Raw genomic sequence first — 13,534 nt, forward strand, 5'->3', positions numbered from 1 at the left:
AGAATTTAATGAATAACGTTGATGTTATTATTCCTGTGTATCGGGGGCTTGATGAGACAAGAGATTGTATCGTCACCGCTGCGCGATCCTTGCCAACGTGGGCCAACCTTGTCGTTATCAATGACTGCTCTCCAGAGCCGGAACTGACACAGTGGCTGCGTGACAACTCAACAGCATATAACTACGCACTTCATGAAAATAAGGATAATTTGGGGTTCGTCGCTACCGTGAATTTCGGTATGTCACTGAACCAAGACAATGACGTTTTATTGCTAAACAGCGATGTCGAAGTAGCAAACTCCAACTGGCTCGAGCGCATCCGCGAGGGAGCCTACGCCGATGACACCATCGGTAGCGTGACGCCGTTTTCCAACAATGCCACTATCTGTAGCTTCCCTAACTTCTGTGAAGACAACGAACTATTGCTAGGGCTTAGCGTTGATCAGCTAGATCAACATTTCAGCCAGCTTCAGCTGGAACAAAACTACGTCTCTGTTCCGACGGGTGTCGGTTTCTGCATGTACATCAAGCGCAAATGCCTTGACGATGTTGGCCTGTTTGATGTTGAAACCTTCGGCAAAGGCTACGGCGAAGAAAATGATTGGTGCCAGCGCGCCATCAAAAAGGGCTGGCTCAATACCCACCAGCTCAATGTATTTGCTTACCACAAAGGCGGGGTAAGCTTCGCGGCCGAGCAAGATCCTCGCAAAGAAAGAGCACTGGTGATCCTCAATGATCTTCACCCTAACTACCAACCGGATGTCATGGCGTTTATTGCCGATGATCCTGCCAAGCTAGCACGGATCAAGGCATTGATGTCTATCATTGCTGACGACAAGCGCAAAAAAGTCGTCATGGTTGCCCACGGTATGGGCGGTGGGGTTATTCATCATATCGATGAGCTCGAGTCATATTATGCTGACGAGTTGATAACCTTATTGCTGCAACCTATCAGTGACAGCATTGTGAAGCTGACATTCAAGACAGGCACCAAGTGCAACGACTTGATGTACTTCTCTAACGAGGCGCAATTTGCTGAGCTCGTTTGCGTGCTGAAAGCAATGAATGTGAGCCTAGTGCACTACCATCACATTATGGGTGTATCGGAAAAGGTGCTTAACCTGCACCATGATCTGGATTGCGCTTACGATGTCACGGTTCATGATTTCTATTTCATCAACGGCAACCCGACCCTGACCAATGTCGATGGCCGTTTCTGCTTGGAAGATACCGATTTCGAGCAGCAATGCGCAGAACGCTACCCTCTTCATGTATCTGTTGACGTATGGCAAAAGAGCCAGGCCCGTTTCTTGGAAAATGCCCAGCGTGTTATTTTCCCATCGCGTTCGACATTGGATATCTACAATCGCTTCTACTCGTTGCCAAACGGGATCGCCGCATGGCACCTTGATACCGAAAGAGACGCTCTACTCACAGATAAGTACGCGCCGAAAACAGCCGATAGCAGCCAGCCACTTAAAGTCGTCGTTCTGGGCGCGTTGAGCATGGAAAAAGGGGCCGTCGTTCTTGAGGATGTCGCCAAACAGATCCCTCAAAAGGACATCGAGTTCCATTTAATGGGCTATGCCTTCCGTGAACTGGACGCTGTTATCACGCACGGCGCTTATGACAATAACGATCTTGTCTCGCTGATTAACGAGATCAATCCGGATGTAATCTGGTTCCCGGCCCAATGGCCCGAAACCTACTGTTATACTCTAAGCTCTGCCCTACAGTGCGATGCTGTTATTGTCGCGCCGGATATCGGTGCCTTCCCAGAGCGACTAGTAAACTGCAAGCGTGCCATTATTGCGCCGTGGCAGCAGTCGACGGAAGCATGGTGTGAGTTCTGGTCACAACTAAAGCAGGGCCGCGCTGAGTTCAATGCCTGCAAAGATGGGGCATACCAAGCTGAGCCTGCGTTCTATCTCAACAGCTACCTACAAGATATCAAAGCTGTCGACAAACCAGCCTCGCCAATCTCAATGCCTGATTCACTGCTAAAGCAGTTCCTAACATCAGACATCGAACATCAGCTAGAGCGAAATGAACAGATCCTGCGTTACTTGATCAAACTGCGTGGCCACCCGGTTGTTGCCAAACTCGCCCGTATGGTGCCTGTATCACTGCAAAGAAAAGTGAAGCGCATGCTATCAAAGCGACCAATCCATGAACTAATGAAATAGTCCATACCCTAACAAAAACGAGGAGGCCTGATGGCCTCCTCGTTTTTTATTGTCGGTAATAAAGTGATGAGTGGTTCATACCACCGTAGCCAGCAACAGGCCTTTCTAGCTTGTTAGGACTCTCGACAACGGCAGCAAATTCTTTTCTATCATCACATAACATCAGGAAAGATGGTTTTCACTTTCTTGAAGAATGCATAACTGACCAATGTGAAAAGAATACTCACTACCGTATAAATACCAACTTCAAACCAGTTGTCGACATGACCCCAAATGACTGCGCCACGGAATGCCTCTACGGGAATGGTCAACGGGTTAAGCTTGATAAATGGCTGGATAATGGCAGGAACATTATCAAGGGAGAAAAATACCGTACTGGTAAAGAGCAAGATTGTGACGAAAGAACCAATAAACTGTTCGAGATCCTTCACAAACACCCCTAGCGCCGAAAACAGATAAGACGAACCGAGCAACAACAGGGCCAGCGGTGCCACGGTGATAGGAGCCAGCAACATACTCATCGTGAAGCTTGCGCCTTCAACAACCATGAACCCAACCAGCACCAAGGATGCAATTGCAAACTGGAAGCTTGCGGAAAGCAGAACGACCCACGGGAAAACTTCTAACGGAAAGACGATCTTTTTAACAAAATTGGCATTGGATGACATCAGGGATACAGAACGGCTAAAGACTTCCGTCAACCACATATGCAAAATAAGGCCAGAAAACAAAATGATGGCAAAACCCGTTTTCATCTCCCCTTCCATACCCCATTTCGAACGAAATACATACTGAAATACGAATGTATAAATTGCCAACATCAGCAATGGGTTGAAAAACGTCCACAGCATTCCCATCACAGAGCCTTTGTAACGCATGGCAAGATCACGCTTTGCCATCGTCCAAATCAAGCCTTTGTGCTGTAACAGCGGGGATAGAAAGTTATAGTTCGTTAACATCTGCAACGTTCCCAATATTTATTAACCAGGCTAGCGCATGCAGCGTCACCTATCAGTAAGCGGCGAATTTTAACAAGATCACGCTACCCCCACAAGGTGATACCCCAGTTACCTCAAGGTGCCAGATTCAGTGCGACAGCATATCCCATTCTAGGTAACAGTCTGAGGGTATAGATTTTCCCTTTAAACGGCATCTGACTCTGAAATAATTGTACTGAATCGCTCCCAACGGATCCGGTATGCCGAGAAATGTCTTGGCCTCGACTATCTTGATGTAGTGCAACACAAACGCAAATGCACAGATAAGTAGGCAAAGCTCAATGTTGACCAGATACATGCATATAAAAAATTCTATTTTAAAATCACACCGTTGTTAACGAAATGTAAGTACTTTATTGTTATCAATTTTAATAACTAAGCCTGCTATCTCAATATTAAAACACCGCATTTACGGCATCATCCTAAGATCAAATGACACAAATGAGGATTAAATTATGCCGTTTAAGTTGTCATTTTTTGTCGTGTCATTATTTCTGCTCTGCGCTTGCCAAGAACAAGAAAATCCCAGCTCCCGAGCAACAGCCAAAACACAAATTGAAAATATCATTATCATCTATGCTGATGATTTGGGCTTTGGTCAGGTCGGTGCCTATGGACAACAACTGATACAGACCCCAAGAATGGATGACCTCGCCACCAGAGGTATTCGCTTTACCCAGTTCTACTCATCTGCAGCTTACTGCCCGCCAGCTCGAAACAGCCTGCTCACAGGTTTACATACCGGCGAAAGCAACTGGAAAAACCCTGTCGATATGTTTGGCGAAGAAGAAACCATTGCTGATGTTCTCAAAGCCCGGGGCTATGACACCTCTATCTTCGGCAAATGGGGCATGTCCCATGCCGATGACAGCGCCGCACAATTTATCCGGGATACTTACCCGCTGTGCTCCAACATGACTCAAGACGATATGATCCGCAAGCTGCCAGAGGAGTTTATCAACGGACCCGCAGATGCCGGGTTTACCACTTTCGTAGGCTTTATGCAGCACCGCGATGCGCATGTCCATTATCATGACAGCCCACAAACACCTGAAGAATCCACCCCCTATCACCCCTACTATGAGGGTGTACGCCAAGATCTATTCCAACTGATCGGCGACGAAGTAAAACGCTACAAAACCACCCCAGATCAATACCTGCCCGATGTGATCATGGACGAGGCGATTGCCCATTTGCGTACTGTCAAAGACAACAAGTTCTTCATGCTAATATCCTCAACGCTCCCCCATGCCGAATTGGTTTCTCACCCAGACACAAAAAAACTCTACCAGCAGAACGGTAAAAGTATCTTTCCGGAAACGCCTTGGACCGGCAACCATATATTCTTCCGCCATGTCGATGAGCCCCGCGCTGAACTAGCTGGCATGATCACGCGATTAGACCAGCATGTCGGTATGGTCATTGATGAACTCGAAGCACTCGGTATTGCGGATAAAACCTTGGTGATTATTAGCAGCGACAATGGTGCTCATTTGGCTGGAGGAATGAATGACTTCGAATTTTTCCGCTCTTCCGGCGAACTCCGAGACGGAAAATGGACCATTTACGAAGGGGGGATCAGGGTTCCTACCATTATGTACTATAACGGTATCCGCGCCGGGGTTGAGGAAACCCCTTTTGCCCAGTACCAGCTCAAAGACACGATTCTGGAGCTAGCAACTGGCGAACCGCTGAACCGCTCTATTGTTCCGGTGCTTGACCGGGAGCGCGTGGAGCCTCTTCCCCATCTATATTGGCAACACCATTATGACAAGTCTGAAGAACCGCTCTACGAGAAAGCACATACCCTACAGGCAGTCAGGCAAGGGGATTGGAAGTTAGTCCGACTAGAGCCAACCCCCGATACCACAACCTGGGCTGTCTATGGCAATAACAGTGTTAAGCTGGAACTGTATAATTTGCGCGAAGATGCAGGAGAAACCCAAGACCGCCACCAAGAGCACTGCGATATTACTCTGGCATTGGTCGACATCCTGAACATCTACGCGACAGCGGATAACAAAATAGCACCGATTGAAAATTTCCAGTGCAACCAACAGTAACCTTCGCCCTACCGGCAATGGCCTTCAGAGCATCCGCAATAATAAACAACAAGGGCTTGGCTAGTCGCCTAGCCAGGCCCTCGGTCAGTCAATGATTTCAAACTGCTTGACGAATTCACGCTCCTGATGCAACCGCCAATGAGCAATCAACTTCGCCAACTTTACTGTTGGGCCTGTCTCACTATATTTACCTGAAAATACGGTCTTTTCAGGTATTTTACAATTTGGCAGCTCAAGAAAGTCGAACACTTTCTCAAGGGTCTTGTCATGATATTTACGCAATGACTGATTATGAATCAGCAGTATTTGCTCTGGTGCGAAATGCTTCAGCAAATTGTCATACTGATGAGAGAAAAAACCACGGTCAATATACGAATGCAACCGCCACGATGAGTGCTGGCTCCTGTCACCCTGAGCTCTCTTTAACCGATAGGATTCACTGATAAAAGCCTCAATGATGCCCTTGTCCTCGGTACCGCGACCATATTCCATCTGATACTGCGAAACAGCCCGTTCGACCGGATCCCGCAGCATAAAGATAATTTTGGCATCAGGCGAGTACTCAACCAAATCCCCGTGGATATCCTGCCAGTAGCTATATATCGGCGTGGCATCACAAAGGTATCTCTCCCCTTGGTAATGGCTCGTCAATTGACCATATGCCTGATCCAACGTCTGCTCGCACCGCTGTTCAACAGGCATAAAATCAAAGATATGCGCCTCTTTACCATCAACAAGACAAATATCCGGATGCTGCTGTAGAAAACTGGCTAAAGCCGTCGTACCGCATTTCTGCCCCCCGACTATAAATAGGTTAACGCGTTTCATGAGGCCAACTCGGTATGCAGTTCAATACCCAAATCGACAACACCTGTCGCATCTGGATTTTCCTGAACGACGCTAAACATTGCAGAATCAACCCCACGATGTAAAAACTTACGCTCGCCGTTTACCAATGCAGAACAGCCGCAATTCATAAAGTAAGTACCGTTGCGCAATTGGCACTTAAACCGGAATCTCACCTCAACAGTCTGCCCAGCAGACACATAAGGAATGCGCTTTTGATGGTTTTTGGTCGTGGTCGCACCGGACAGCTCCACCCCTGACACGGTTTTGATCAGCATGCCAAAACCGACTTCAAACGCCTCGCGATCAAAGTGCACTTTGAAGCAATAGTCATAGCTATGGCCGGCTTCCAGCAAGTTGACCCGCTGGTTATTCAAATTACGAACATGGGGCTCTTCAATAAAAGCACCATTAGACTGATACCATACCGTAGACGTCGGCGTTAGCGCCGAATCAAACGCGCCGCTATCATCCGACGGCTGCTGGCTTTCGGCCACGGCTTCAATCTGGGGTGTTTGGCCACAGAGCAGTTGCGCCCTGAAAACCTGTCGGTCGTCACCTTCCATATGCAAGAGCTTATGGTAGTTGTGAACCACTTCCTTCGGTTTGCCTTCCATCAGCACTTCGCCGCGATCAAGCAGAATAGCCCGATCACAAAGCTCAATAACCTGCCCCGCCGAATGCGATACAAACAAAAGCGTAACGCCATTCGCCTGTAGTTGGCGCAGCCTCGCATGACACTTACGCTGGAAAGCGTCATCCCCTACCGCCAACGCCTCATCGATAATCAATACATCAGGGTCTGTATTAATCACAACTGAAAATGCCAAGCGCAACATCATGCCGCTTGAATAGGTTTTGACTGGACGCTCGAGGAACTCACCAATATTGGCAAAGGCAATAATATCATCGAAACGCGCATCAATTTCTTCGGTCGATAATCCTAGTAATGCCGCATTGAAATAAATATTTTCACGCCCGGTAAATTCTGGATTAAAACCCGAACCCAATTCTAATAATGCAGCAACACGGCCTGATACATTCACTTCTCCGGCGGTAGCCTGCATAACGCCACAAATTATCTGTAGCAGGGTCGATTTTCCTGAACCATTGTGGCCGACGATGCCAATCGTCTCACCTTTTTTTGCTACAAAATTAACATTAGTCAATGCCTGAAAATATTGGCACTCCTCACGAGAAGAAAACAAATGAGCCTTGAGCAATTGCAACGGATTTTGATACATCAGGAACGACTTTGATACCTGACTAACTTGAATAACTTGTTCCATAAATCTCTACCACTGATTTTGAACCAATGGATAATCCCCTAACCTTTAGAAATAATGAAAAGTAGAGTGTGAAATAACCTGCACTGCAAACAAGTTGCACACTCTTCTATTGCTGTTTTTCTATCATTACATTTATTCAAATTCACCATCAACAACAAAATCAAAAATCAAAAATCAATAGGATTTATTCCAAACTAGATTTTATAAATGTCAAAGGGAGGTTATGCACAAAAATAAATACCGAAAAGGAATCAATTGGCATTAAATAGAATACGTTATTTTAATTTTATGAATCAAATTACTTATTGGTAATCTAGACACACAACCGCATTATTTTCTAATTAGAATTGACTTATTTGAGCCCAATAGAATCACACCTACAACAACCGTTACCACCGTTGAAGATATAGAGCTACGCCCCATCCGATTAACTATTTAACTGCTTGATAATTCGATAAATATGTGAGGGTTCGAACTCAATATCAAACTGCTCTTTGATATAAAGGTTAAGATCACACCCCTTCAGTTTTCCTGAGTCACAACGGCTATTCCACTTTTCAATATAATCATTAAGCTGAGACAGCTGATCAGATGAAAGCATAGCAGGTCTGCCAGAACGTGGTTTATCTTCTAAACCAGCTAAACCATCTTTCAAAAAACGAGAAATCCAATTATTGACACTAGAACGACTCACTTTCAATGAGCGTGCAATTTCAGTTCTGTTTTTACCATCCTTAAAATGCGCCAATGCCAAAAGACGAATACGCTTTTGGCCATTCTTCTCTTTACGCGCTAATTGATGGAAATTTGTTGAATCAAAAGTATCCATTGTTTTTATTAATTATCCATACGTCACCATGTAATATTTAATCATATTCACGTCTTATTTCATACCATTAGACGTGAGCAAGATCACACTACAGGTCGTTTTATTAACACTTAAGATGACTAACCGTAATATATACGATTAAAAAATAAATATTACATTTTCATTTGGAATATTATAGTTAATTTATTCTCAAAAGAGCTTCTATAACACTTATATTATGTCAATTTGTAGGGAAACAAGCTTTTTATTATTAAACCACAGTAAATCAAGACGACTCATTAAGCACTATTAGTGATTAATTACCCGCGTAATACTGGAATAGCTAAATAATTATAGCCTTATATACAATAACAAATACTGTCATCACGATAATAATAAACAAAAAGGGAGCCATTAGGCTCCCTTTATATTACGTGTTAACTTTAACTCAATTATAGAGTTGCAGCAGTGTCGAAATGGTTACGACCAGTTTGGATATCGATACCAACACCAGAAACTTGTTTCTTAACTGCAGCTTCACCTTTCTCTGTTTCAACTTCGAATAGGAAACGAGCCTGAGATGCTGGTGTAACTTCGATATTCAGATCTTTAGCAATCTGAGCAGGAGTTAGAGTAACAGCACCCTTGTTAGCAAGTTTAACAGACAGAGCTTTGCCTTTAACTAGCTCAGTAGAGTTACCTTTCGCATCGTATTCCCATACGGTTACGTTGATGGAACCACCTGCTTTTGGAAGGTTACCAGAGATATCACGAATGAAGATCTGGTTGTCAGCAGTAGTACCAGTAGTTACTGTATCAAACGTGAAACCGTCGTGAGTAATTTCGTAAGTACCTTCAGCACCACGAGAAAACTCGTTGAAAGTAGCGTTAGAATCCATGTATGCAGTGAAATCATAGTCCATCACTGGAATTGGGTTCTTGCCAGAGAATTTCAGACTTGGAAGAGCAATAACAGTTGTTGCACCCGCTTCTAGGTTAGAAGTAACACGTGCATATGCTTCAGTCTTAGCTGCGTTGATAGACCAAGCAGTTGTCTGAGAAGAAGCATTTAGAGCAGTAACATCAGAGAAATCACCAGTTAGCTTAAGCTTAAGTACTTCTTTGTTTACTGGCTGATCGCTAGTCTGGTTCTTGATAGTTGCGAAAGCTGGTGCAGTAGTAAATACTTTACCTTCACGGTCAAATGACTTGAACTGGTTAGCAACTTTAGCTTCGTTATCAGAGATGTGATTTTCATCAACAGCTACTGTGAACACATCTAGCATTTGGAACGCAACTTTAGTTAGTTCTGGCTCGCCAGTGAAAGAACCGTCTGTTGTCTGTAGACCGATCTTAGCTCGTACTGAACCTGTTGCTTGACGTAGATCAAACACACCTGTCTTAGCGAAATCAACATTGAAACGGTTCACTGCACCAGCTTTTTCGTCACCCCAAGTCTGACCAGCAGCAGCTTTTGGATCAAGACTCTTAACTGGAATCATCAGAACGTTATCAGCGACTAGACGAGGCGCACCAACAAATACAAAATCAGTAATGTCAGTTGCTACCGCAGCACCTTTAGCTGTTGTAGTTGCAGTGATGAATTGCTTGATGTGCTTATCTTCAGTAACCTTATCTAGGTTCCACTTAGCACCGCCAGTTAGCTCAAGGCGAACCATTACAGAATCAATTACAGGGTAGTTAGTGCCTGCAGTATTTGCAAAACCTAGCTCTTCACGAACTTTCTCTACAGAGAACGTAGCATCGCCCTGACCGATTTGGAACTGTAGAACAGCCTGAGTAGACTGGTTAGCAACTTTCTGTTCTTTGATATGGTCTGCTGCTGCTGGTAGATCAAAAGCATTTGCTGAACCAGCAAGGCCTAGGCCAAGGGTAAGTGCTGCCGCGACAACTGATTTCTTAAACATTGAATATATCCTTCGAATAATTCCCACTAATATTGGTTAAAACAATAAGGAGTCCTTGCTCGTTATTATTCTTCCACTTATAAAGTGGGTTCGTTTCCACTTATAAGTGCTGAGAATTTTGTTCTATTTTTATTTTGGTGTCAACGTTCAAAACTCGATCAAAATAACACAACAAGAATTCATCAATTTCATGGATAAATAAATACACACTCAGCAAAAAAGAAAAATTACCTTAAAAACAATAAGTTAGACAGCAAAGAGGAACAAAAAAACAGATCAGATATTAATACCGAAAAACATGAACCAAAATATATGGAGCATATCTCGTCGGCATAAGAAAATAATCAACAATAATCTAAATAATATATATCGGCATAAGATTTTGATCTAATCGGTAATACATATTACACACTAATTATCGACGCATCCTAAATAGGCATTAAATTCCCATCACGCATTAGCCATACTTTACTAAGTAAGTTGGCGTGATTTAGATCAAAATTTTAATGTGAGGATGTGTATACGATTTGAAAATTAGTGGGTGGGATTTTTAATTATAGATGCCTAATAATTGCAGGTTATAATGGTTGGCGGCTAAACACTTCGGCGCAAACGATCAATTATTTATACCTAATATTTCCACCATCAAAGTAGCAGCTATCATGATGGACAATAACTTATACCGAGCAGTTTGTACGATAAGCTCATAACTGTATGATTATTGAGCAGACGCTTGATAATTTTTTTTGTCAATGGTCACATTTGCCTACTTCTTACTCTTCTACAAGAATATCTTTTTATTTCATCTGTTTATATATCAACCACCTCAGCGTTTGAAGCGAGATTTAAGTATCAAAAAACCTAAACTGCCCCTTCCCGGTCAACCAGAGTATCGTGTCGAATGGTTATGGCTATAGGTAATAATGTGCGTCATTTCACAGTTCCCCTGCGGGGTTTAACGTGATTGGGCTGTGTTACCACCACAATTTATACTGCTTTGTCGTTCTTATAGGCCACCACATACTGGCGGACTTTCACTTACGCCCTATCAGATGCTGAATGCATGACAAAACTCTTCCTATTTGCTTCCTGTCAAACTGTACTACCTATTCTATAACCGAGCTATTGCTATGGCTTATACGTGGTTTCATGCCTAATCAACATGACGCTAAACCGTATGTCCTTACTGCGAAAATAAAAAAGGCCAGCTACTTTCGTAGCTGGCCTTTGCACTTATTAACTATTTACGTGTTACAGTTCGATACCGACTTGTGGCGGTACCAAATCCCAACCAAACAAACTGCGAAATTCCTGAGTATAGAAGTCAGCATCTGAGCGGTTGTAGATAATGTGTGGAGTGATCGTGATAATCAACTCGGTCTTACGATCTTTTACATTAGTTGCCTTAAATAGGTGTCCCAACACGGGGATATCACCCAACAATGGCACCTTGGTCACCGTTGAACTCTGGTTCTGGCTAATCAAACCACCTAAGACGATAGTTTGGCCGGTTTCTGCCACCAATACCGTTTCAACATGGCGCTTCAAAATTGGCGGAGTATTTCCTTCGCTCTCTCCCGCTTCACTCACTTCTTGAGAAACAGCAAGCTCAACCAAGCCATTTTCGTTAATGGTTGGCATCAGTTCAAGAATCACGCCGGTATCTACATAAGTAAAGCTATCCGTTACTGAACCGTTACTCTCACCACTAGTTACTGATCCCGTTTTCACGGCAATTTGAGTACCGACAGAAATTTTGGCCTCTTCACCATCTTTGGCCAGCAAACGCGGGCTGGACAGAATATGTACCTTGCCATCTTTCGCCGCCGCACTCAAATTGGCAGTAAAATCACCAAACGTGCCATTGAGCAGCAAACCGCCAGCCGCCAATTTGATACCACCCTCACCACTGGTGCCGCCATTGATTTTGCCACCATCGACATTGCCGTTTTTGACGTTCCAGTTCACGCCAAGATCCAAGCTGTCATCAAGGGTCACTTCCATTACGGAGGCTTCAATTAATACCTGACGCGGACGACGATCCAGAACTTTAAGCAACTCAACCACTCGCGCATATTCATCATAGGTTCCCATGAAGATCAGTGCATTACGAGTTTCATCAACCACAATCTTGAACTTATCGTTACCGACAGTCACCGCCGATAACGAAGAAGACTTACTTTTATCCAATGATGATCCAGAGCCTGCAAGAGTAGCTGGCCGCACCGCCGACTCTGTCTTCTTGGTCTCAGCTTTATTGGTAGAAACGCCGGCACCACTACTATTACCAAAAACTTGATTAATCACGTCGGTAATATCTTGCGCTTGGGCATTTTGCATAAAGTAGGTAAAAATGTTCATTTCACCAGCAACGGTCTGCTTTGGCCTGTCAAGCTGGCGGATCCACTGCTTGGTAAAATCCAACCAACTGCGACTGCTGGCGGTCAGCAAAATTCGGTTGCTATCACCAATCGGGGTAATCGACACGCCAGTAACTCCCGATTGGCTCACAAGACCTTTTTCACTGACTTGAGTATTAACAACCGGGACACCTTGCAATGGCAATGTTTGATTAACATTCACAACCAACTCATCTGCCGAAATAAACGCTGGTGTAACTATAGTAGTAAAATTCGATACTGGTGACGGTACATCGATAAGCGTAAACAGCTCCCGAAACCGCGCAATATCCTGCTGTTCGCCAACAAGAATCAACGAATTCAAATGAGCCTGTGACAATACTCGGCCTTTGCCCTGGGTTACAAATGTCATCGCCAACTGCGAGGCTTGCCCCAACGGCAAGTGATTGACGGGCACAAACTCAATAACCTGACCATAGCGTAGCAGGCGTTTCATGTTGCGCTCGACAATTTCCGGCGATAAGTTAGTCGCCTTTGACAGCGGTACGACCTTGATCAGCCCTTTGTCTTGCAATAAAGCGACATCTGACAGGCGCAGCACCTCTTCAACCAAACCCAGCATACGACCCGGATTGACCGGCTCTGAAATATGCAAAGTCACTGGCTGGGTATTATCCGCCAATGACTGGTCGACGATATAGTTCACCCCGAGAATTTCACCCAACGTGAGGTTGATAAACTTATTCAGGGCCAGGCTCTGCGCATTCACCGTAACAGGATTCGTGGACAACTTCAGCGTTTCTGCCGCCAAGTTCGAGTCCCGGTTCGCACGCAACATCGGAACGGCCGGTCCATTGTTGAATTGTGTCTGACCGGCTTCCATTTTCTTGGCCTGCCCTTCAGACACTTTCAGCTGGCTGTTGCGCTCGGTATGATTGGTCGGGGCCGGTGGTAGCGACTCAACCCCATACGGCCGGGCGGCACATCCGCCTAACATTAGCACAATCCCTGTTACTGCCAGTCCTCTGGCTGTTCGCTGTTTCATTATGTTTTCCA

Annotated in this window: 8 protein-coding genes; 2 read left to right on the forward strand and 6 right to left on the reverse strand. The window is 44.6% G+C overall.

Annotated features, from left to right (window positions below):
• The first annotated feature begins 8 nt into the window (after positions 1–8).
• A complete protein-coding gene (locus ABT56_RS09795; protein ID WP_053062437.1) occupies positions 9–2,186 on the forward strand; it encodes a glycosyltransferase in 2,178 nt (725 codons plus the stop codon).
• Between the two features lie 152 nt (positions 2,187–2,338).
• On the opposite strand, the gene ABT56_RS09800 is transcribed toward ABT56_RS09795, so the two are convergent.
• Positions 2,339–3,145 (reverse strand): ABC transporter permease, encoded by an 807-nt coding sequence (locus ABT56_RS09800; RefSeq protein WP_047878693.1) that lies wholly within the window; start codon positions 3,143–3,145, stop codon positions 2,339–2,341.
• Positions 3,146–3,639: 494 nt separating this feature from the next.
• Between ABT56_RS09800 and ABT56_RS09805 the strand changes: the two genes are divergently transcribed.
• Positions 3,640–5,247 carry a sulfatase-like hydrolase/transferase gene (locus ABT56_RS09805; protein WP_047878694.1) on the forward strand — a complete coding sequence of 536 codons (1,608 nt, stop codon included), beginning with the start codon at positions 3,640–3,642 and terminating at the stop codon, positions 5,245–5,247.
• A gap of 84 nt (positions 5,248–5,331) precedes the next feature.
• Here ABT56_RS09805 and ABT56_RS09810 read toward each other — a convergent pair whose 3' ends face one another.
• From ABT56_RS09810 to ABT56_RS09830, 5 genes are all read right to left on the reverse strand, one after another.
• Positions 5,332–6,075: a sulfotransferase family protein gene (locus ABT56_RS09810; protein WP_047878695.1), complete on the reverse strand. Its 744-nt coding sequence runs from the start codon at positions 6,073–6,075 to the stop codon at positions 5,332–5,334.
• Positions 6,072–7,382: an ABC transporter ATP-binding protein gene (locus tag ABT56_RS09815; protein WP_084722207.1), complete on the reverse strand. Its 1,311-nt coding sequence runs from the start codon at positions 7,380–7,382 to the stop codon at positions 6,072–6,074. Before ABT56_RS09815 ends, ABT56_RS09810 begins: the two co-directional genes overlap by 4 nt.
• A 427-nt stretch (positions 7,383–7,809) precedes the next feature.
• Positions 7,810–8,211: a helix-turn-helix domain-containing protein gene (locus ABT56_RS09820; protein WP_047878696.1), complete on the reverse strand. Its 402-nt coding sequence runs from the start codon at positions 8,209–8,211 to the stop codon at positions 7,810–7,812.
• 431 nt (positions 8,212–8,642) lie between these two features.
• Positions 8,643–10,118, reverse strand: coding sequence for a VapA family S-layer protein (locus ABT56_RS23240; RefSeq protein ID WP_053062438.1), 1,476 nt, complete (start codon positions 10,116–10,118; stop codon positions 8,643–8,645).
• Between the two features lie 1,251 nt (positions 10,119–11,369).
• On the reverse strand, positions 11,370–13,523 hold the full coding sequence (locus ABT56_RS09830) for a secretin N-terminal domain-containing protein (RefSeq protein WP_053062439.1): 2,154 nt from the start codon (positions 13,521–13,523) through the stop codon (positions 11,370–11,372).
• Between the last annotated feature and the right edge of the window lie 11 nt (positions 13,524–13,534).

Origin of the sequence: Photobacterium aquae (assembly GCF_001029445.1) — a bacterium.
GTDB lineage: Bacteria > Pseudomonadota > Gammaproteobacteria > Enterobacterales > Vibrionaceae > Photobacterium > Photobacterium aquae.

Coding starts and splice junctions, on each gene's coding strand:
- ABT56_RS23240 (WP_053062438.1), bottom strand. CDS start 10,118: ATGTTTAAGAAATCAGTTGTCGCGGCAGCACTTACCCTTGGCCTAGGC.
- ABT56_RS09800 (WP_047878693.1), bottom strand. CDS start 3,145: ATGTTAACGAACTATAACTTTCTATCCCCGCTGTTACAGCACAAAGGC.
- ABT56_RS09815 (WP_084722207.1), bottom strand. CDS start 7,382: ATGGAACAAGTTATTCAAGTTAGTCAGGTATCAAAGTCGTTCCTGATG.
- ABT56_RS09810 (WP_047878695.1), bottom strand. CDS start 6,075: ATGAAACGCGTTAACCTATTTATAGTCGGGGGGCAGAAATGCGGTACG.
- ABT56_RS09820 (WP_047878696.1), bottom strand. CDS start 8,211: ATGGATACTTTTGATTCAACAAATTTCCATCAATTAGCGCGTAAAGAG.
- ABT56_RS09805 (WP_047878694.1), top strand. CDS start 3,640: ATGCCGTTTAAGTTGTCATTTTTTGTCGTGTCATTATTTCTGCTCTGC.
- ABT56_RS09795 (WP_053062437.1), top strand. CDS start 9: ATGAATAACGTTGATGTTATTATTCCTGTGTATCGGGGGCTTGATGAG.
- ABT56_RS09830 (WP_053062439.1), bottom strand. CDS start 13,523: ATGAAACAGCGAACAGCCAGAGGACTGGCAGTAACAGGGATTGTGCTA.